The organism is Embleya sp. NPDC055664 (assembly GCF_053618075.1).
In genome coordinates this window covers 345,713-365,520 of record NZ_JBSHGZ010000005.1, presented here as the reverse complement: position 1 = coordinate 365,520, position 19,808 = coordinate 345,713, and the positions used below count along the sequence as shown (strand labels likewise).

The 19,808-nt window shown below is 72.1% G+C and carries 16 protein-coding genes and 1 riboswitch; of the genes, 11 read left to right on the top strand and 5 right to left on the bottom strand.

Annotation, left to right across the window (positions count from 1 at the left end; all coding sequences use genetic code 11):
- The first annotated feature begins 6 nt into the window (after positions 1 to 6).
- From ACWGR4_RS11840 to ACWGR4_RS11830, 3 genes are all read left to right on the top strand, one after another.
- Positions 7 to 1,398: a hypothetical protein gene (locus ACWGR4_RS11840; RefSeq protein ID WP_452133827.1), complete on the top strand. Its 1,392-nt coding sequence runs from the start codon at positions 7 to 9 to the stop codon at positions 1,396 to 1,398.
- Positions 1,399 to 2,137: 739 nt separating this feature from the next.
- Positions 2,138 to 3,157, top strand: coding sequence for a hypothetical protein (locus ACWGR4_RS11835; RefSeq protein WP_452133828.1), 1,020 nt, complete (start codon positions 2,138 to 2,140; stop codon positions 3,155 to 3,157).
- A 42-nt stretch (positions 3,158 to 3,199) separates the two neighbouring features.
- A complete protein-coding gene (locus ACWGR4_RS11830) occupies positions 3,200 to 4,366 on the top strand; it encodes a hypothetical protein (protein ID WP_452133829.1) in 1,167 nt (388 codons plus the stop codon).
- An 89-nt stretch (positions 4,367 to 4,455) separates the two neighbouring features.
- On the opposite strand, the gene ACWGR4_RS11825 is transcribed toward ACWGR4_RS11830, so the two are convergent.
- Entirely contained in the window at positions 4,456 to 5,937 is a 1,482-nt protein-coding gene (locus ACWGR4_RS11825; RefSeq protein WP_452133830.1) for an alpha,alpha-trehalose-phosphate synthase (UDP-forming), read from the bottom strand.
- Positions 5,938 to 6,152: 215 nt separating this feature from the next.
- Positions 6,153 to 7,130, bottom strand: coding sequence for a glucosyl-3-phosphoglycerate synthase (locus tag ACWGR4_RS11820; RefSeq protein WP_452133831.1), 978 nt, complete (start codon positions 7,128 to 7,130; stop codon positions 6,153 to 6,155).
- A 192-nt stretch (positions 7,131 to 7,322) separates the two neighbouring features.
- Positions 7,323 to 7,476: riboswitch (SAM riboswitch) on the top strand.
- Positions 7,477 to 7,492: 16 nt separating this feature from the next.
- On the opposite strand from ACWGR4_RS11820, the gene thrC reads away from it, so the two are divergent.
- The 7 genes from thrC to ACWGR4_RS11785 all read left to right on the top strand — a co-directional run bounded on the left by thrC (position 7,493) and on the right by ACWGR4_RS11785 (position 15,774).
- Entirely contained in the window at positions 7,493 to 8,767 is a 1,275-nt protein-coding gene (thrC, locus tag ACWGR4_RS11815) for a threonine synthase (RefSeq protein WP_379999340.1), read from the top strand.
- Entirely contained in the window at positions 8,764 to 9,042 is a 279-nt protein-coding gene (locus ACWGR4_RS11810) for a MoaD/ThiS family protein (RefSeq protein ID WP_452133832.1), read from the top strand. The genes thrC and ACWGR4_RS11810 overlap by 4 nt, the downstream gene beginning before the upstream one ends.
- A 421-nt stretch (positions 9,043 to 9,463) precedes the next feature.
- Entirely contained in the window at positions 9,464 to 9,667 is a 204-nt protein-coding gene (locus ACWGR4_RS11805; RefSeq protein WP_020557826.1) for a cold-shock protein, read from the top strand.
- A gap of 881 nt (positions 9,668 to 10,548) precedes the next feature.
- The gene (gene groL, locus ACWGR4_RS11800; protein ID WP_379999334.1) at positions 10,549 to 12,177 is read left to right on the top strand and encodes a chaperonin GroEL; all 1,629 of its coding nucleotides are present in this window, start codon (positions 10,549 to 10,551) and stop codon (positions 12,175 to 12,177) included.
- A gap of 223 nt (positions 12,178 to 12,400) precedes the next feature.
- The gene (locus tag ACWGR4_RS11795; RefSeq protein ID WP_452131290.1) at positions 12,401 to 12,970 is read left to right on the top strand and encodes a Uma2 family endonuclease; all 570 of its coding nucleotides are present in this window, start codon (positions 12,401 to 12,403) and stop codon (positions 12,968 to 12,970) included.
- Between the two features lie 279 nt (positions 12,971 to 13,249).
- The gene (locus ACWGR4_RS11790; RefSeq protein WP_452131289.1) at positions 13,250 to 14,770 is read left to right on the top strand and encodes a hypothetical protein; all 1,521 of its coding nucleotides are present in this window, start codon (positions 13,250 to 13,252) and stop codon (positions 14,768 to 14,770) included.
- Complete coding sequence (locus tag ACWGR4_RS11785; RefSeq protein WP_379999327.1) at positions 14,767 to 15,774, top strand: ARPP-1 family domain-containing protein; 1,008 nt, start codon at positions 14,767 to 14,769, stop codon at positions 15,772 to 15,774. Before ACWGR4_RS11790 ends, ACWGR4_RS11785 begins: the two co-directional genes overlap by 4 nt.
- Here the strand turns inward: ACWGR4_RS11785 and ACWGR4_RS11780 are convergent.
- Positions 15,738 to 16,121 (bottom strand): hypothetical protein, encoded by a 384-nt coding sequence (locus ACWGR4_RS11780; protein WP_379999325.1) that lies wholly within the window; start codon positions 16,119 to 16,121, stop codon positions 15,738 to 15,740. The genes ACWGR4_RS11785 and ACWGR4_RS11780 overlap by 37 nt on opposite strands.
- A 78-nt stretch (positions 16,122 to 16,199) precedes the next feature.
- On the opposite strand from ACWGR4_RS11780, the gene ACWGR4_RS11775 reads away from it, so the two are divergent.
- Entirely contained in the window at positions 16,200 to 16,469 is a 270-nt protein-coding gene (locus tag ACWGR4_RS11775; RefSeq protein WP_126640748.1) for a DUF4031 domain-containing protein, read from the top strand.
- 69 nt (positions 16,470 to 16,538) lie between these two features.
- Here the strand turns inward: ACWGR4_RS11775 and ACWGR4_RS11770 are convergent, their stop codons facing one another.
- Both ACWGR4_RS11770 and ACWGR4_RS11765 read right to left on the bottom strand, forming a co-directional pair.
- A complete protein-coding gene (locus ACWGR4_RS11770) occupies positions 16,539 to 17,201 on the bottom strand; it encodes an HD domain-containing protein (RefSeq protein WP_379999322.1) in 663 nt (220 codons plus the stop codon).
- Between the two features lie 188 nt (positions 17,202 to 17,389).
- A complete protein-coding gene (locus ACWGR4_RS11765) occupies positions 17,390 to 19,543 on the bottom strand; it encodes a HelD family protein (RefSeq protein ID WP_452131288.1) in 2,154 nt (717 codons plus the stop codon).
- Between the last annotated feature and the right edge of the window lie 265 nt (positions 19,544 to 19,808).

The following is a 19,808-nucleotide window of genomic DNA, read 5'->3' as shown; positions in this document are numbered from 1 at the left end:
CCAAGGATGACCAACGGAACGCGGCACAGGCCCGCGAGCCGCCTGATCCGCTGGGGAGCGATCGGCGCGACCGGCGCCCTGGCCGTGGCCGGCGTGAGCCTCGCCTCGCCCGCGCGGGCCGCCACAACCCCGGCGGTGAGCGTGTCGCCCGCCGTCGACATCGATCCCGACGGCGCGACGATCACCGTGACCGGCACCGGTTTCGACAAGACCCGCAACTCCGGCAACGGGGTCTACGTCCTGTTCGGCCCGAAGATCGACGACTACTACACCAACGCGAGCGCGTACGGCGCCCAGGCGTGGGTCGCCGGCAGCAAGATGAGCGCCGACGGCGCCTTCACCACCACGCTCGACGTCAAGGCGAAGTACACCGACGGCAACGGCAAGGAGGTGGACTGCCTCAAGCAGGAGTGCCGCGTCGTCACCTTCGCCGCGCACGGCGCGAGCATGACCGACCGCAGCCAGGACACCTTCACGCCGGTCGCGTTCAAGAACACCACCCCGCCGCCGGCGCCCAAGCTCACGGTGACCCCGGCCGCGGGCGCGAACCCCGACGGCCAGAACTTCACCGTCACCGGCACCGGTTTCGACCCGGTCCGCGACGGCGGCAACGGCGTCTACGTCGCGTTCGGCCCCAAGGGCAGCGACTGGAACACCAACCCCGCGCCGTACCAGGCGACCAAGTGGGTGCGCACCACCCCGGGCAACTCGCCGGGCCAGGCCAAGCTGAACGCCGACGGCAGCTTCTCGCTGACGCTCGACGGCATGAAGGCCAAGTACCGGAACAAGGACGGCGTCGAGTACGACTGTGCCGTCACCACCTGCCACGTCGTGGCCTTCGCCGCCCACGGCTCGCCGGACCGCAGCCAGGACACCTTCGTCCCGGTCGCGTTCAAGGCCCCGACCAACCCGGGCCCCGGCACCGGCTACCAGGTGATCACCACCGACGTGCGGGGCGGCCCGCTGACCCTGGGCGTCGGCGGCACCGACGTCGCGCTCCCGGGCGTCACCCTCAACGGCAAGGACACCTTCACCGGCGGCGCACTCAACCCGCTCACCGTCTCCGACGCGCGCGGCACCAACGCCGGATGGACGCTCACCGGCCAGGCCAGTGACCTGACCTCGGCCGGCGGCCGAATCGTCGGCGACAACCTCGGCTGGACCCCCACCGCCAAGTCGGTCACCGGCACGCTCCCCACCGGCGGCGCCACCGCCTCGGTGACCCCGGGCGCTCCGGCCGACCCGGGCACGGGTCTCGGCCGGGCACGCACGTTGTGCGCGTCGGCGGCCGGCGCCGGTGCGGGCTCCTTCGAATGCGGTGGCACCCTCGAACTCGGCGTCCCCGGCACCACCGTCCCCGGCACGTACACGGGCACACTCACGCTCACGCTCATCTGACCACCCCGGCCCGGGCGGGCCCCAACGCCCTCGGCGCCGCCCGTCCCGGGCCGGTTTCACCCACCCGCTCCACCCGTTGCGTTCACCCCGAAGGCTGCGGTTCTACAGGCCCCGTCCCCGACCCGACGGGGCCCCGCGACCCATCGCGGCCCGGATTGGCCGGTTACCCACCCGCTCCACCCGTTGCGTTCACCTCGAAGGCTGCGGTTCCACGAGCCTCGTCCCCGACCCGACCTGGCCCCGCGGGCCATCACGGCAAGGGACGCGCGCAGCGCGGAGAGCGGCGGAGCCGCAGAACTCGGGCTGGGTGACCCGGAGCGAAGCGGGGGAGAGAAAAAAGCGGCCCCTCGCGAGCCGGCGCGAAGCGCCCAAAAAGAAGCAACGCTGCGGACACGACTCTGGCTTCGCCCTTTGCTCGTGTCGCGACTCCGGTTACCCGACCTGCTCACGTCCCGACTCCGGTTACCTAAAACCCTCCGTCCGAGCCCTTGATGAGTCCACGAACCGTCGGCGCAGTTGTGAAGTGGCTTCTCCTCCGCTTCGCTCCGTCGGCGCGCGGGAGGGGGGCGTTGCCGCTGCGCGGCGCCTACCGAATTCCGGCTCCGCTGTGCTCCACCGGTTGCGCAGTGGGTTGCGGCTCCGCTGCCGGTGCGCGGATCCGCTCACCACACATCCGACTCCGACCACTCGACCCACCGTGCCACCCACCCCGCAGCAAAGCCGCCCCGGGAGCCCCGCAATGCCCGCCGCCCCGCTCGCCCCACCGCTTCGTGCCCTCTCCGCCGTCCTGATCGCCCTCGTCGCCCTCGTCGCGCTCGTCCTCCTCCCGGCCACCCCCGCCCGAGCCGCCGACGAGTTCACCTGGGGCGTGCAACCAGCAGGCAGCCGGGACCACTTCGTGCTCACCGCCGCCCCGGGCCAGACCCTGGTCGACGTGGTCGGCGTGTCCAACTTCGGCGCCGAGCCGCTGACCCTGCGGGTCTACGCCACCGACGCGGTGCTCGCCGTGGACGGCGGGATGACCCTGCTGACCGGCGCCGAGCAGCCCCGGGACGTCGGCTCGTGGATCGGTTTCGACGCCGAGTCGTACACGATCGCGCCGGGCAAGCGCGCGGACATCCCCTTCCGGCTGACCGTCCCGGTGGGCGCCACGCCCGGCGATCACACCGGCGCCATCGTCGCCTCGATCAAGGCCGCCGCGACCGGGCCCGGCGAGCAGCGGTTCGACGTGGACCGGCGGGTCGGCGCCCGGGTGTACCTGCGCGTGGACGGTCCCGCGCTGCCGGGGCTGGCGATCGAGGACCTGCGACTGTCCTACGACAACCCGCTCGCGATGTTCGGCGGCGCCGAGGCGGTGGTGCGCTACCGGGTCCGCAACACCGGCAACGTACGGACCACCGCCCGGGCGCAGACCACGATCTCCGGCCTCGGCGGCCGGCGACTCGGCGGCCCCAAGCACACCACGCTGCCCGAGTTGTTGCCCGGGGCCACGCACGAGGTGGTCCAGCGCTTCGCCGGCGTCGTCCCGGCCGGGCGCCTCACCGCCGACGTGAAGGTGACGGGTGATCCGGCGACCGCGGCCGGCAAGTCGACCGCCATATGGGCGCCGCCGTGGTTGCTCCTCGGCGCGATCGTGCTGCTGCTCGGCGCGCTGATCGGCCGGATCGTTCGGGTCGTCCGGCGCCGCGGACGCGCCGCCGCCGAGGCCGGCAACCCCGCCGACACCCGCACCGAAGCCACCGCCGACCCGACCGGCTGACGACCCGCCATCGCGTTGCCCGAAATCCCTTCAGGAGCCGCCATGTTCACCCCGCACACTCCGCCCGCTCGGCGCATGCTCACCGCAGCCGCCGCCGTCGGCCTGACCGCCGCCGGCATCCTGGCCGCGCCGGCCGTCGGCGCGGCCCCGTCGACCTCGACGCCATCGACCACCACCCCGTCGGCCGCCCCCACCGCGACCGTCTCGCGCGGCGCCGAACTGGCCCCGGGCGGCGACGAGATCACCGTGACCGCTCGCGGCTTCGCCCCCGGCGCGAAGGTCACCGTCGCGCTGTACGGCGGCGACACCGTCGACTCCAAGGCCAGCCGCGTGCTCACCGCCGACGGCAACGGCTTCGTCGCGACCCCGCTCGTGGTCGGCACCGGATTCGCCCCGGACGCCCCGGCGTTCGAGGTCCGGGTCGGGGCCGAGGGCGGGGCCACCGCGAGGGTCGGGCTGACTTTCGCCGCGCCCGCGCCGACCGCCGCGGCACCCCGATCGTTGCGCGCGGCCACGGCGGCACAGGCCGCACCGGCCGCGGCCCCTCGGGCCGCCGGTGGGGTGAAGCTGACCGTGACTCCGAGCACCGGCCTGGACCCGGCGGGCGCCTCGATCACCGTCAAGGGCTCCGGCTACGCGGCCGGCAGCGGTAACGGGATCTACGTGGTGTTCGGCCCGAAGGAGGCCGACTGGACCACCAACGCGGGCAACTACGGCGCCTCGAAGTGGATCAAGGCATACGGCGCGGACGGGGTCGACCCGGACGGCACGTTCTCGGTCACGCTCACCGACGTCAAGGCCGCGTACAAGAACGGCGCGGGCAAGGACGTCGACTGCCTCAAGACCGCGTGCTACGTGCTGACCATGGCCGCGCACGGCTCCCCCGACCGCAGCCAGGACGCCTTCGTGAAGGTCGCCTTCAAGGACGGCTCGACCACGACCGCCGGGACGAGCGCGGGCACCACCGGCGCAGGCACCACCGGTTCGGCGAGCATGGGCAGCACGTCGGCCGGCACCTCGGGCGGAGCCGGCGGGGCCGCGGGATCCACCGGCGGCTCGGGCGGCACGTCCGGTGGCGGCAACCTGGCGCTCACCGGCCCGGCCGGCCTCGCCGCCGCGGGCACCGTCGGCGCGGCCCTGGTCGCCGCCGGCACGGTCGCGGTGGTGACCGCGCGCCGACGCCGCGCCGCCGCGCCGACCGCGGCCTGAGCATCGAACCCCGAGCACCGAGCCCACCGCCATATGCCTGCCGAACCGCGCGGTTCGACAGGCATACGGCGGCCCGGTCACCCACCCGGTCAGACGTCCAACGCGTCCAGTTGCTCCAAGAACCACTGCTGCGGGTTGAGCGCCACCGCCGCCGCGGCCAGCCGCTTGGTGCGCTGGAGCCGGTCGGTGGTGTCCATCGTCAGCGCCTCGTGCAGCGCCTCGGTGGTCTGCGAGACATCGAACGGGTTGACCACGATCGCGTCCTCGCCCAACTCCTCGCACGCGCCCGCCTCGCGCGAGAGCACCAGCGCGCAACCCCCGTGTCCCTCGTCCAGGAGGGAGACCACCGGCACCTCCTTGGCGACCAGGTTCATCCCGTCCCGGATCGGATTCACCAGCGCGACGTCGGCCAGCCGATACGCCGCGAGCGAGCGCGGGAAGTCGTCGTTGACGTGCAGGATCAGCGGCTGCCAGTCGTCGGTGCCGAACTCGTCGTCGATCTCCTTGGCCACCCGCTGCACCGCGGCGGTGTACTCGCGGTACTCCGGCAGGTCGTGCCGCGACGGATAGGCGAACGCCACGTGCACCACCCGGCCGAGCCATTCCGGTCGGGTGCGCAGCAGTTCGCGGTAGGCCAGCAGGCCCCGGACGATGTTCTTGGACAACTCCGTACGGTCCACCCGGACGATCACCCGACGGTCGCCGACCGCCTCGCGCAGCCCGGCGAGGCGGGTGTCCACGTCGGCCCGGGACGCGCGCTCGCGCAGGAACTCGGCGTCGGCGCCCAGCGCGTGTACGCCGATCTCGGTCACGTGGCCCGCGTGCTTGACGGTCATCGCGTCCCGGTCCACCTCGGCGCCCAGCACGTCGGCGCAGCAGTCCAGGAACGCCAGCGCCCAGCGCCGGGAATGGAATCCGGCGTGGTCCGCGCCGAGCACCCCTTCGAGCACGTAGCGGGCGATGTCGTCGGGCAGCAGCCGGAAGTAGTCCGGCGGCGCCCAGGGGGTGTGTGCGAAGTGGCCGATCCGCAGGTCGGGACGCAGTCGGCGGAGCAGTACCGGCACCAGGGTCAGGTGGTAGTCCTGTACGACCACCTTCGCGCCCTCGGCCGCCTCCTCCGCCAGGGCCTCGGCGAACGCCTGGTTGTACGCCTCGTAGGAGGCCCACTCCTTGCGGAAGCGCGCGTCGAAGACCGGCTTGGAGGGGGTGTCGTAGAGCAGGTGGTGGACGAACCACAGGGTCGAGTTCGCTATGGCGTTGTACGCCCGCGCGAAGGTGCCGGGGTCGATGTCGAGCATCCGCACGGCCAGCCCGCCGGTGTCGTGACCGGCGAGATCCAGCCGGCCCGAGGGCGCGGCGCGGGTCGCGGTGCGGTCGGGCTCGCCGAGCGCGGAGCAGACCCACACGGCGCCGGTGCCCTGCCCGGCGGTGGACAGGCCGGACACCAGTCCGCCGCCGCCGCGCCGCACCGTGAGCGTGCCGTCGTCCTCCAGGGAGAAGGAGACGGGACCGCGGTTGGAGGCGACCAGCACCCCGGCGGGAGAGGGGGTGGCGGGAGGGGGAGCACTCATGCCCCGACCCTAGCCACGCATCCCGGTGCGCAAACCCGGGCCGACCGTGCCCTCGGTTCGAACGGTGTGGCGAGTATCACGCCCATCGACCACTACCACACGTAGTCGGATTGTGCCTCTCGGGCATCGGCGGACCCCGGGCCACCGAGGCGGAAACCTGGGCCGAATGCCGGGGAAACCCGGGCCGAACGCCGGGAAAACCCCCGGGCCGGGGGTCAGCGCCCGACCAGGCGGGTTCGTGCCCGGTACTCGGGCACCGTGGCCATCGGCGGTCGCTCCCGGGCGGCGATGTCGTGGGTGCGTACGCGAAAGCCCGCCTCGTCCCGTTCGAACTGGGTCAGCACGGTGTTCGGCGCGGCCGGGTGCGCGCCGGCGGGGCCGCGGCGCAGTCGGCGCTCGACGGCCTGGAGTATCTCCGCCGCCATCCGCCCCAGGCCCGCCTCGTCCTGGTGGTTGTGCCGCCGCACACCGACGTCCACCTGGGCCATCGCGTCCAGGCCGACCAGGCGCAGGGCGTCCACGAGCATCGCGGTCTCGATGCCGTAGCCGCACGGGAAGGGCAGTTGTTCGAGCAGTGTGCGGCGGGCCGCGTATTCGCCGCCGAGCGGCTGCACGAAGCCGGCCAGTTCGGGCCAGTGCAGGTTGAGCAGGGGGCGGGCGACCAATTCGGTGACCCGGCCGCCGCCGGCGGGCACGATCGTGTCGCCGATCTCCAGCGGCCGGTCGTACATGGCCTTGACCAGCTGGACCGAGGGGTCGGTGAGCAGCGGGCCGAGGATCCCGGTGACGAAGTCCGCCGAGAAGTCCTTCAGGTCGGCGTCCACGAACGCGACGATGTCGCCGTCGGTGACCAGGAGCGAGCGCCACAACACCTCGCCCTTGCCGCGCACGGCCGGGAGCGCGGGCAGGATGTCGTCGCGGTGCACCACCCGCGCGCCCGCGTCGGCGGCCACCCGCGCGGTGTCGTCCGTGGAGCCGGAGTCGACCACCACCAGCTCGTTCACCAGCGGTACCCGCTCGACCAGCTCGGTCCGGATCACCTTGACGATGTCGCCGACGGTCGCCGCCTCGTTCAACGCGGGCAGGACGACGCTGACCCGGGTGTCGCGTTTGGCGTCGAGAAGCCTGTCGACGGGCCAGTCGGCGGCGGCGGAGGACCGCCGTCGGAGCCAGTCGCCCACCTCGTGCGTCACGTTCGAAGATCCCCTGTCGTCGCCGGTGTTCCGGCCTCGGTCGTTCCACCCTTTATCGTCTCGCGAGGTGGACCGGATGATCGACGCGGCACCGGTTCGGTTACAGTCGTCGTCACCGGTTACGACGATCGCACGTCGGACCGGACAAACGCGGACCGGCCACCCGGCGAAGGGTGTGTCCACCGCCATAGCAGCTCATCCAGAGGGGCAGAGGGAACGGCCCGTTGAAGCCCCGGCAACCATCCGATCGTCATTCCTCGTGACGCGCTTTCGGCGCGAGCGAGCGGCCGACGAGTCGGACAGGTGCCAAGTCCGGCCCGTGGGACCCCACGGGTAAAGATGAGGACAGAAAGGCCCTCGCCATGGCGACACCCACCGCCACCCGCACCACCAGCGCCATCCCCACCTCCTTCGGTCCGGCCGTCGCGCTGTCGTGTCGCGAGTGCGGAGAGCGCACGGAGCTCGGCCCGAAGTACGCCTGCGAGTCCTGTTTCGGCCCCCTGGAGGTCGCCTACGAGTTCGGCACCGTGACGCGGGAGCGGATCGAGGCCGGGCCGCACAACATCTGGCGCTACGCGCCGCTGCTGCCGGTGTCCGCAGACGTCGCGTCCCGGCCCAGCCTGAACCCCGGCTTCACCAAGCTCGTGCGGGCCGAGAACCTGGGCCGCGAGCTGGGCGTGCGCAACCTGCACGTCAAGGACGACTCCGGGAACCCGACGCACTCCTTCAAGGACCGCGTGGTGGCGATCGCGGTCGAGGCCGCGCGCACCTTCGGCTTCACCACGCTGTCCTGCTCGTCCACCGGCAACCTGGCCGGCGCGGTGGGTGCCGCCGCCGCCCGGGTGGGTCTGCGCAGCTGTGTGTTCATCCCGTCCGACCTGGAGGCCGGCAAGGTCGTCACGGCGGCGGTCTACGGCGGCGAGCTGGTCGCCATCGAGGGGACCTACGACGAGGTCAACCGATTCTGTTCGGAGCTGATCGGCGACCCGGCCGGCGAGAGCTGGGGCTTCGTCAACGTCAACCTGCGGCCCTACTACGGCGAGGGTTCCAAGACGCTGGCCTACGAGATCGCGGAACAACTCGGCTGGAAACTGCCGGAGCAGATCGTCATTCCCATCGCGTCGGGGTCGCAGCTGACCAAGATCGACAAGGGCTTTCGCGAGTTGATCGCGCTGGGTCTGGTCGAGGACGCGCCGTACAAGATCTTCGGCGCCCAGGCGACGGGGTGCTCCCCGGTGGCCGCCGCGTGGAAGGCCGGGCACGACGTGATCCGCCCGGTGCGGCCGGACACGATCGCCAAGTCGCTCGCGATCGGCAACCCCGCCGACGGCCCCTACGTGCTCGACGTGTGCAAGCGCACGGGCGGCGCGGTGGAGGACGTGAACGACGTCGAGGTGGTCGAAGCGATGAAACTGCTCGCGCGTACCGAGGGCATCTTCGGAGAGACCGCGGGCGGGGTCACCGTGGGCTGCCTGCGCAAGCTGCTCGAGTCCGGCGCGCTGGACCCGGACGCCGAGACGGTCGTGCTCAACACGGGCGACGGCCTCAAGACGTTGGACGCGGTCACGCCGACGACCGGACCCACCGCGACCATTCGACCCACCCTGGACTCCTTCCGAAAGGCCGGCCTCGCATGAGCGTCTCCGTTCGCATCCCGACCATCCTGCGCACCTACACGGGCGGGGCGGCGGAGGTGTCCGCCGAGGGCACCACGCTCGCCGAGGTCCTGGACTCGCTGGAAAAGGACCACACCGGAATTCGCGCGCGCATCCTCGACGACGAGGGCAAGCTGCGTCGCTTTGTGAATCTGTACGTGGAGGACGAGGACGTGCGCTTCGCCGACGGGCTCGCCACGGCGATCCCCGACAAGGGCACCGTTTCGATCATCCCGGCGGTCGCCGGGGGTTGCTGACGCGATAGGCCGAGCGTCCCGATCTTCCTCGATCGGGCACGAAACGGAACCGGGAAATCCGCCGCGCGAGCACCGCGCGGCGGATTTCTTCGTTCCTGCCGAAGGTTGTGCGTAACCCGGGTTTAACCGGCTCCATTTCCCGTCTTTGGCGGCGGCGCGTCGGTAAACCCGTGGTCGGGATCACATCCGATATGTGCGGAAAGTCGTTTTCCTGGTGGATTGAAATACGGCTTTTTCTAAGACTCGCGAAGAATGCGAGCTTTATTCGCTCGGGAATTCTCGTCCGATTGACCTGTTGCTCCGGGCATCCGTCCGGATACATTCAGCCGCGGTCGTAGCAGAGGGCCGGGTCCTTCTGGATACGAACCCGGAGCTGCGGCGTGCAGTATCCGTGAAAGGGCCAGTAACAGGGGAGTTAGGAATGGCTCAGGGCGCCGTCAAGTGGTTCAACGCGGAGAAGGGGTACGGCTTCATCGCGGTCGACGGTGGGGCGGACGTTTTCGTCCACTACAGCGCGATCCAGATGGACGGGTACCGGACGCTCGAGGAGGGGCAGCGAGTCGAGTTCGAGATCTCGCAGGGGCAGAAGGGGCCGCAGGCCGACATGGTCCGCGTCACCGCCTGAACCGGGAGCCATGCGCTCCTCTGCTCCTCTGCTTGAAACGGTCCACACCACGGACTGCACGACACATCGCGGCACATAACGCGCCCGATCCTGTCGGATCCATGACCGGGGCCCGGCCTTCCCGCCAAGCGGGGGCCGGGCCCCGGTCGTTGTCCCCCGGCCCCGACGTGCGGGCGGCGGCGGGGCGCGGGTGCGGCGGTACACGCGAATCCGCTCCGGCGGGAGGCGGCCCACCAGAGCGATGCGGACGACGCGGCCGAGCCCGCCACCCGCCCCCGCACAACCACAGGCACGGCACCCGAACTCGGCATGGCCACAGACGACCCGGCGGCACGATCGGACCCGACGTGAGCCGGGGCGGCGCGACGCCCGAACCCGATGTAGGCCCAGGGGCGGCACATCCGAACCCGTCCCGGCCGTGCGGGCAACGCCGGGGTCCGAACCACGCGACCACGCAACCACCGCAGGCCCGGCAGCCTGGATTCCCGTTCCGGGGCCGCTCCGGACGTGCCGGGGCGGGCGGGCCCGGCCGGGGGCCGTGCAGGCGGGCGGGGGCGCACACGTACCCGTGTCGGGCGGCCGAGGCCGAGCCCCGCGGCATGTGGACGGGCTGCGCCCTCGGGGCCCGGGTGGGGGGTTGGGGTGGTGTGTGACACGCGCGGGTGTGGGCCGAGGGGCCCGGACCCGCTCGTTGCGCTTGCACTCGGCATGGTCGAGTGCTAATCATTGGCGTTAGCACTCTGGATGTGAGAGTGACAGAAACGGACCGGGCCGGTGAGGCTCGGCACCCGTGAGGGAGGGATCCTCGCGGTGGTCGGGTCGTCCGTCGCGGGCACCTGTGCGGTCCGGCACTCACCCCCGTTCTGGGAGGACTTCACCACATGGCCAAGATCATCGCGTTCAACGAGGAAGCGCGCCGCGGCCTCGAGCGCGGGATGAACCAGCTCGCCGACGCCGTCAAGGTCACGCTGGGCCCCAAGGGCCGCAACGTCGTGCTCGAGAAGAAGTGGGGTGCGCCCACCATCACCAACGATGGTGTGAGCATCGCCAAGGAGATCGAGCTCGAGGACCCGTACGAGAAGATCGGTGCCGAGCTGGTCAAGGAGGTCGCCAAGAAGACGGACGACGTCGCCGGTGACGGTACGACGACCGCGACCGTCCTCGCCCAGGCGCTCGTCCGCGAGGGCCTGCGCAACGTGGCCGCCGGCGCGAACCCGATGGCCCTCAAGCGTGGCATCGAGAAGGCCGTCGAGGCCGTCTCCGAGCAGCTGCTCGCGCTCGCGAAGGACGTCGAGACGAAGGAGCAGATCGCCTCCACCGCCTCGATCTCCGCCGCTGACCCCCTGATCGGCGAGATGATCGCCGAGGCCATGGACAAGGTCGGCAAGGAAGGCGTCATCACCGTCGAGGAGAGCAACACCTTCGGTCTCGAGCTCGAGCTCACCGAGGGCATGCGCTTCGACAAGGGCTACATCTCGCCCTACTTCGCGACCGACATGGAGCGCATGGAGGCCGTCCTCGAAGACGCCTACGTGCTCATCGTCAACTCGAAGATCACCTCGGTGAAGGACCTCCTCCCGCTCCTCGAGAAGGTCATGCAGTCGGGCAAGCCGCTCATGATCATCTCCGAGGACGTCGAGGGCGAGGCCCTGGCCACGCTCGTCGTGAACAAGATCCGCGGCACCTTCAAGTCCGTCGCCGTCAAGGCTCCGGGCTTCGGCGACCGTCGCAAGGCCATGCTCGGCGACATCGCCATCCTCACCGGTGGCCAGGTCATCTCCGAGGAGGTCGGCCTCAAGCTCGACACCGCCGGTCTCGAACTCCTCGGCCGCGCCCGCAAGGTCGTCGTCACCAAGGACGAGACCACCATCGTCGACGGCGCCGGTGACTCGGACCAGGTCGCGGGTCGGGTCAACCAGATCCGCGCCGAGATCGAGAACTCCGACTCGGACTACGACCGCGAGAAGCTCCAGGAGCGCCTGGCGAAGCTCGCGGGCGGCGTGGCGGTCATCAAGGCCGGTGCCGCGACCGAGGTCGAGCTCAAGGAGCGCAAGCACCGCATCGAGGACGCGGTGCGCAACGCGAAGGCCGCCGTCGAGGAGGGCATCGTCGCCGGTGGTGGCGTGGCCCTGCTCCAGGCGTCCACCATCGCGTTCGACAAGCTCGACCTGGACGGCGACGAGGCCACCGGCGCGAACATCGTGCGCCTGGCCGTCGAGGCCCCGCTCAAGCAGATCGCGGTCAACGCCGGCCTCGAGGGCGGCGTGGTTGTGGAGAAGGTGCGCAACCTGACCCCGGGTCACGGCCTCAACGCCGCGACCGGCGACTACGTGGACCTCATCGCCGAGGGCATCATCGACCCGGCGAAGGTCACCCGTTCCGCGCTGCAGAACGCCGCGTCGATCGCCGCGCTGTTCCTGACCACCGAGGCCGTCATCGCCGACAAGCCGGAGAAGAACGCCGCTCCGGCCGGCGGCGGCGCCCCGGACATGGGCGGCATGGACTTCTGATCCGCTGAGGATCGGTAGTCCCGACCCACCCGGTCGGTAGCTCCACGCGAGAGGCGGTCCCCTTCGGGGGGCCGCCTCTTTCGCGTCCCTGCGGGTCCTTCCACCGCTGTTCGAAGCGTGTTCGCTCGTTCGAGTGGCACAGGCGACTTACCCTGAAATGGTCTCCGGGCGACCGTAGCGTCGTTCTTGTACGGCATGGATCGAGGTAGGCGAGGTGGACGAGATGACCGCACCCGTGATCGAGGTGAGCACCGCCTGGCGCGAAATCGTAACCATGTGGCAGGGATTGGACGTGCCCGAAGGCTGGCGCGCCGAGTTCGACGGAGAGAACATCACGATGTCGCCGCCACCCGCGCACCAGCATGAATTGATCGCGGACGACATCCATTGGCAGCTGCGCCGGGCCGCTCCCGCCGGATGCGGCGCGTTTCAGCATCTCGGTGTGGAGATCATGTCGGTGGGTCGCCTGTGTGTTCCCGACCTGGTGGTGATGGCCCGGGAAGACGTGGCCACGCCGACACCGGCGCATCGGATTCTTCTCGTCGCCGAGATCACTTCCCCGAGCAATGCGAGCATCGACCGCGTCGACAAGTTGCGGGCGTACGCACACGGACCGATTCCGCTGTACCTGCTCGTCGATCGGTGGGACAAGGACGGCCCGGCGGCAACGCTGTACTCCGAGCCCGACGGCAAGGTCTATCAGCGGGTGCAACGTGTCGATTTCGGCGGCTTGGTCGTCATCCCCGATCCCTTCGGGATCGAGTTGGACACCTCGGGCTTCCCGCCGCGGTGATATTCGCCGGCATCGCCGGTCGCTCGCTCGTAGGCTCGTGACGCGACTTCGGGAACTACGTGTTCCTTCTGTCATGGCGTACAAGCGCTTTTGGGGTGCTTGGGGTTCGAATCCCTATCCGGGACCCGTGACCTGCCCGAAGTCGCATGCCATCGCACCCGGGGAACTGCGTGTTCGTACAGTGCCGTTTCCCATGGGTTGGAAGCGGTCCCGGCTACGTACCGAGACCAACACCGGACCCGCGACCTGCCCCGGGTGCCCACGGGGGAGCCCATTTCGATGACCGAGACCGAGATCGTGCGCGCGCTCAGCGCCGACAACCCCGCCCGTGCCGAGGCCGCCGCCACCGTCGTGCGTTTCCTGGACGTCGCCGTGGCAGCGACCGGACGAGCCTCCTTCTACAACACCCGCGACGAGCAGCTCGCCCTCGAAGAGGACGCGCACCGCGCGATGGCCGCGCTGGACCGGCGGCTGTACGCGGGCCTGGTGTGCTCCCCCGGGGCCACCGACCGCAGCCGGCAGCTCGGCGTGTTGCACCTGCTCGGCACGCCCGCGCACGAGCACGACGGCGACGCCGTCCACGCCGCGGTCGCCGCGCTGACCGTGCCGCGCCGGCTCAAGCTGTTCGCCCTGCTGGCCGAGCGGCGGGTGAACAACGCGCGGGTGCGCCGACTGATCCTGCGCACCGTGCTCGGCTCCACCTCCCTGGAACTGTGGTCGGTGCGCTACCGGGACAAGCTGGCCGGCGCCCTGCGGCACGCGTGGGGTCTGCGGCTGAGCGGCATCCTGCGCGCGATCTTGACCAAGCGACTCGCCGGAGGCGAACTCGACCCGAAGGAACACCGCATCCTCGCCCGCGAGATCGACCGCTGGGCGGCCGACCGGGCCGATCCCGCCGCGGTGCGCGAGTGCGTCGCGTTCGTGCTCGGCGCCGAGGGGCCGTACACGCTGCCGCTCCCGGTCGCGTACCGGGCAGCCCGCACCGACCTGGACGCGGGCGCGGCGTTGCCGCTCGAAACCCTGGAGGGGCTGCGCGGCCGGTTCCACCCAAACGAGAAGCCGGCCCGCGTCCTGGAGCTGACCGCCGCCCGGCTCACCGTCGGACAGCGGCTGGCCGGACAGCGGCAGGCCGCTCGGGCGGGCGTGACGGTCGAGGTCGACCTCGACCGCTACGACGCGGTCCGGCTCTACCTGTACGCGTTCGCCGAGGGCATGACCGCCGAGGTCGCCGCCGCGCTCGACCGGCGCGCCGCGCGCACCGCGGCCGGACTCGACCTGGCCGGCCGCCGGATCGCCCTCGTCCTGGACGGTTCCGCCTCCATGCGCGGCGGCACCGACCAGCCGCTGCGGCCGATCGCCGCCGTGCTCGCCTTGCGCGACGCACTGCGGGCGGCGGCGAGCACCTGCCACGACGTGTGGGTCGGCGGCGTCCCGGACGGCCGGCTGGTCCACCCCGCCGGCCCGACCGCCGCCGCCGAGGCCTTGGTCGCCGCGCTGCGTACCGGCGCGGAGCTGATCGTGGTGGTCGGCGACGGCTACGAGAACGCGCCCGCCGGCCGGTTCGCCCAGGTGCTCGACGCGGCGCGCACCCTCGGCGTCGCGGTGCCGGTGGTCCAGCTCTCCCCCGTCCTGGCCGCCGAGGCGGGCGGCCTGCGCGGCTACGCGCCGGACCTGCCGCTTGCCCCCGTCCACCGTCCCGAAGCCCTCGAACTCGCCTGGTGCCGACTGATGTTGGCCGCCGACCCGACCGCCGCCATACCCGCGCTGCTGCGCCTGGCCCACCCGGAGGTGACCGCATGACCACCCTCGCCCACGACACGCTGCCGATCGGCGACCTGCTGGCCGACTGCACCCTCGGACGGGTGCAGAGCGTCGGTCGGATGCAGGTGCTGCCGCTGCTCGGCGACACCGTCGACGCGCCGACCGTCACCGTGCCCACCGATCTGTGGATCGGCACCAGTGGCTACGGCACGCTCACCTTCGTCAACCACAGCCCGCATGTCGCGCTGGTCCCGTGTCACCTCGCGGTGCTCGTCGAGCGCAGCGCGCAGGACCACGCGATGCCCCGGGCCGCGCTGGTCGAGCCCTCGAGCGAGCTGGCGTTCGACGCGGCGATGTGCGTGCAGCAGACCCAGTCCGGGCTGATCCCGGCGGGGCCGCAGCCGCTCGCCGTGTTGCCGCTCACGCTGCGCGCCGCCGCCTCGGCGAGTGCCGACACGGACGGGTACAGCCGGCTGTGGCCGGCCGTACAGCGGTTCAACGCCTCCGCCGGCCTCGCCGAGACCGGCAACCTGGTGCTGTTCACGAAGCACTACGCCCTCGAACTGGAGCGCTTCGTCGCCGAGTTCGAGTGCGTGCCGGATCAGGTCGGCGCGGTGGTGCTGCTCGACGGCGAGGTCGCCGGGATCGAGCGGGCGCCCTCGCGGGCGTACTGGTCGGCGATGTGGGCGCCGCTGATCCGGTTCTGCTACGGCGCGGAGGCAATCCGCCACGGTCTGCACGACCCGGCCGACCCACCGCCGAGTCGGACCGTACTGACCCTGCCCGGCGGCGACGGCGCGGCGGCCGGCGACCCGTACGACGTGCTCGCCGAGGCGCTGCGGGCCGCCGACGCCGAGGAGCAGCGGCGGGCCGAGGCGGCTCTGGGCGCCGGCGCCGACCAGGTGGTGACCACGACCCGGGAGGTCGTCCACGCCGGGGTCACCGTGGGTCGGGCCGAGGGCGAGGGCTGGGTCGGCGCGTACGCGGTGGGCGCCGACCGGCCGATCTACGCGTCCTTGACCGCGCGCTCGTTCGGCGGCTGAGTCGAGGTCAGCGCGCCGAGCGGGGCGATCACGGTGCCGGCCCGCTCGCAGACCCAGTGCGGGTCCTCGCCGAGTTCGGGTTCGAGGTAGAGCGGGTGGTCGTCGTGCAGCGGGCACGGCGGCCACACCCGGCCCTGCTCGGCCAGCGCCTCCTGCACGTCCTGGCCGATCAGGCCGGGCACGTAGGCGGCGCCGTCGGGCCACTGCTCGACCCACCACTTGCGCTCGACCAGGGCGTGCTCGACGACGGTCACCGTCTCGGGGGTCTCGGCGCCGTGCGTGCGCAGGTCGGCCAGGACCAGGGCGCGGGCGGTCAGCAGGGCGACGTCGGTGGGATCCTTGCTCATGTGCCCAGTGTGGGTGATCGCGGGGGGCCGGCGGGCGCCCGACCGCGGCGGAGCCGAATGTGTACGAGAATCGAGCCCGTGGCTCTTCTCATCGATCCCCCGGCCTGGCCCGGACGCGGGCGGCTGTGGTCGCACCTGGTCAGTGACGTCTCGCATGCCGAGTTGCACGAGTTCGCGCGCGAACTCGGTGCACCGGAACGCGCGTTCGACCGGGACCACTACGACGTGCCGGCCGATCTGTACGCCCGCGCGCTGGAGCGGGGAGCCGAGCCGGTCTCCAGCCGGGAGCTGGTGGTCCGGCTGACCAGGGCGGGGTTGCGCCGGCGCAAGCGGTACAGCCCGCGCTGACCCCGGCCGGGCGCGCCGCGGGGCCCGGGCGCCGAGCCGGGGCTCGGATCGGGATCCGGCGGACCGGGTTCAGGACTGTTGGCGCGGGATGCTGCCTTCCAGACGCTCCAGTTCGGCGCGCATGTTGAAGCGGGCCGCCTCCTCGTAGCGCGCCGCGCCCAGGCGGGTGTGGAACAGCCGGGGCAGCGACATCAGGTCGCGCAGTACGGCGGCCCGGGCGGCGCGGAACGCCTCGTCCGGGACGAACGCGTACTCCTCGCGCACCGCCGCGGTGTACGCCTCGTAGCGCTCCCGGTCGGCGGCCAGGATGGCCAGGTCGGCGTCGCACAACACGTGGGCGTTGTGGTCGTGCTCGCCGGGCGCGTGCTCGGCGGTCACCCGGACCAGGCGCGCCGTCTCGGCCACCAGGGCCGGCGCCACGCCCGCCTCGCGCAGCCCGCGCTCGGCGAGGCGCGCGCTGCGCTCCTCGTTGTCCGCCCGGGCCGGGTCGTAGACCGCGTCGTGGAACCACGCGGCGAGCATGACCGCGTCGGCGTCGTCGGCCTCGTAGGCCAGTTCGCCGATCAGGTCGAGCACGGTGCGCAGATGGTCGGTGTCGTGATAGCGGCGGTGCGGCTCGGCATAGCGCGCCAGCAGGCTCTCGACGACGGCGCCGGCCTCGGCGTGCTCACCGACGAGCCGGGCCCACTGGTCCCGCAGCGTCACGGTCGCGGACTCCTGGATGCGTTCCACTTGGCCAGCATGGCAGAACGAGCGAGCGAAGCCGACCACCAACCGGTTCGACACACGCGGTTCACTCGGATTGTTGGGCGCTTTGCGCCTGCTCGCGAGGGGTCGGCCGGCCGGGGGCGTGGGCGCTGACGCGCCATGGGGGTGGCCGCGATGGGGGACCTGTGTGCCGGCGGGCGGCGGCCCGAGGGCTAAGGGGTTGTCAGGGGGGTGGGCAGGGGGGCTGCGTGTAGGACGATCAGGCCGGAGACCGCGCGGGTCAGTACCACGTAGAGACGGCGCAGGCCCTGGGCTTCGGCGGCGACGATTTCGGCCGGCTCGGTGACCGCTACGTGGTCGAACTCCAGGCCCTTGGCCAGCGATGCCGGGACCACGCTGATCCGGGCCGCGGCGAGATCGCCGTCCGTACCCAGGACCCGGTGTGCGACGTCGGTCGCCCGCAGGGCGGCGGCGACCTCGGGTACTCGCGCGTCCGCGCAGATCAGGCCGATCGAGCCCTCGTGGTCGAGCAGTTCGACGGCCGCCTCGGCGGACCGCGCGGCCAGCTCGTCCGGCTCGACCGCGCGCAGTTCCAGGGCACCCGCCGCCTGCCGGACCGAGGAGGCCGGCGCCAGGCCGGGGGCGATCAGCGGCAACAACCGGCTCGCGAACTCCAGGATCTGCAGCGGCACCCGAAAGCCCCGGGTCAGTTCCTCGATCCTGGCTCCCTCGTGTCCGAGGTGGCGCAGCGTCTCGGCCCAGCCGGGGGTGGCCCACGGGGTGGTGCCCTGCGCGATGTCGCCGAGCACGGTGGCCGAGCCGGTGGGGCAGCGCCGGCCGACCGCGCGCAGCTGCATCGGGGACAGGTCCTGCGCCTCGTCGATCACCACGTGCCCGTAGCCGCCGGTGCGGTGGAGCAGGTCGGCGGTCTCGTCCACGAGCACCGCGTCGGCCACGGTCCAGCGCGCGGCGCCCGCCGAGCGCGGGGGTTTGGCCCAGACGATCGCGGCCTGTTCGTCGGCGGTCAGGATGCCGTCCGCGCAGGCGGCCAGGAACTCGGGTTCGCTCAGCAGCCGGAAGACCAGCTTGAGCGGGTCCACCGCCGGCCAGATCGCGTCCACCGCCGCCTTGACCGGCCGGCTGCGCGCGACCGCGTCCTGCACCCGGTCGTCGGGGGATTCGCCGCGCTCCTCCATCTTGGTCAACAATGCGTGCGCGATCCGCTGCCGGAGCATGTCGCGCGCGGCGCCGTAGCGCACGTCGCGCCCGCGCAGCGCGGTGACCAGCTCCTCGACCTCGTACACCGCGAGCCGCCAGGTGCGCGAGTCGCGGACCACGGCCACCGACTCCCGCGGTTCGCTCAGACCGGACCAGACCGCGCGGCGCAGCACCGCGGCCATCCGCGCGTCGCCCTTGATCGTGCCGGGCACCGCTTCGTCGAGGGCCCGGACCTTGATCTTGGAGGTGCGGGTGACCAGGTCCTCGACGGTGGTCTGGCCGACCTCGACCTCGCCGAGAGCGGGCAGCACCTGCTGGATGTAGTCGAGGAAGGAGCGGTTCGGGCCGACCACGAGGGTGCCGCTGCGAGCGAGACGGTCGCGGTAGGCGTAGAGCAGCCAGGCCACGCGGTGCAGGCCGACGGCGGTCTTGCCGGTGCCGGGCGCGCCCTGGACGCAGAGCGTGTGGCCGAGGTCGGAGCGTACGATCTCGTCCTGCTCCGGCTGGATGGTGGCGACGATGTCGCGCATCGGGCCGACGCGGGGACGCTCGATCTCGGCCGCGAGGATCCCACTGGCGCTCTCCGCCTCGTCGGGGTCGGTCAGGTGCTCGTCCTCGAACGCGGTCAGCTCGCCGGCGGTCCAGCCGAACCGACGGCGCAGTTCGACGCCCAGCGGATCGGCCCGGTTGGCCCGGTAGAAGGAGCGCGACAGCGGGGCGCGCCAGTCCACCACCATCGGGTCGCCGAGTTCGTCGTGCACGTGCCGGCGGCCGATCCAGAACGACTCGACGGCCTTGTCCGGGTCGGCGGTGACCTCGATCGGCTCGACACCCTCGACGCCGTCGGCGAAGCGGCCGTCGATCCGGCCGAAGAACAACGGGGATCCGGCGTGGTCGCCGAGCGCGGCGAGCCGCTTGGCGATCAGGTGCCGGGCGGTCTCGGTCGCGACGGCGGTGGCGCCGACGTCGCGCAGGTCCAGTGCCTCGGTTTCCTCGCGCATGCGGCGCAGGGCGGCGCGGGAGGCGTCCAGGTAGGCGCGTTCGACGGCGAGCGCGTCGGTGCCGGGGTTCGCCTCGGCCCGGTCGGCGGCGGTCGGGGCGGGGTCGGCGGGCAGGGTGGGGTCGGGGACGGCGGCGGGCGCGGACATGACTGTCTCCGATTCGTGGCGCTGACATATCGGAGCCCGGCCGGGCTCGGTGGCCCGTCCTGGTGCGCCCCTGCGAGGGCACGGGCCGGCTGCCCGATTCGGGTGGCGGCCCGCGCGGCCCACCGGTGCCGGGCACCGATCACGGCTCCCGATCACTGCACTGGGTGGGACAGCGGAATCAGCGAGCCTAGGCCAGTCGGGCTCTGCCATCAACTCCCTTTGCCGGGCCATGCTCGGTGTCCCGGGTGCGCGATTCCCGCCGTTC

Bases quoted from the DNA above. Each gene is read 5' to 3' on its own strand.
- ACWGR4_RS11785 (WP_379999327.1), top strand. From the start codon at position 14,767: ATGACCACCCTCGCCCACGACACGCTGCCGATCGGCGACCTGCTGGCC.
- ACWGR4_RS11830 (WP_452133829.1), top strand. From the start codon at position 3,200: ATGTTCACCCCGCACACTCCGCCCGCTCGGCGCATGCTCACCGCAGCC.
- ACWGR4_RS11790 (WP_452131289.1), top strand. From the start codon at position 13,250: ATGACCGAGACCGAGATCGTGCGCGCGCTCAGCGCCGACAACCCCGCC.
- ACWGR4_RS11810 (WP_452133832.1), top strand. From the start codon at position 8,764: ATGAGCGTCTCCGTTCGCATCCCGACCATCCTGCGCACCTACACGGGC.
- ACWGR4_RS11825 (WP_452133830.1), bottom strand. From the start codon at position 5,937: ATGAGTGCTCCCCCTCCCGCCACCCCCTCTCCCGCCGGGGTGCTGGTC.
- ACWGR4_RS11840 (WP_452133827.1), top strand. From the start codon at position 7: ATGACCAACGGAACGCGGCACAGGCCCGCGAGCCGCCTGATCCGCTGG.
- ACWGR4_RS11835 (WP_452133828.1), top strand. From the start codon at position 2,138: ATGCCCGCCGCCCCGCTCGCCCCACCGCTTCGTGCCCTCTCCGCCGTC.
- ACWGR4_RS11795 (WP_452131290.1), top strand. From the start codon at position 12,401: ATGACCGCACCCGTGATCGAGGTGAGCACCGCCTGGCGCGAAATCGTA.
- thrC (WP_379999340.1), top strand. From the start codon at position 7,493: ATGGCGACACCCACCGCCACCCGCACCACCAGCGCCATCCCCACCTCC.
- ACWGR4_RS11765 (WP_452131288.1), bottom strand. From the start codon at position 19,543: ATGTCCGCGCCCGCCGCCGTCCCCGACCCCACCCTGCCCGCCGACCCC.
- ACWGR4_RS11780 (WP_379999325.1), bottom strand. From the start codon at position 16,121: ATGAGCAAGGATCCCACCGACGTCGCCCTGCTGACCGCCCGCGCCCTG.
- groL (WP_379999334.1), top strand. From the start codon at position 10,549: ATGGCCAAGATCATCGCGTTCAACGAGGAAGCGCGCCGCGGCCTCGAG.
- ACWGR4_RS11805 (WP_020557826.1), top strand. From the start codon at position 9,464: ATGGCTCAGGGCGCCGTCAAGTGGTTCAACGCGGAGAAGGGGTACGGC.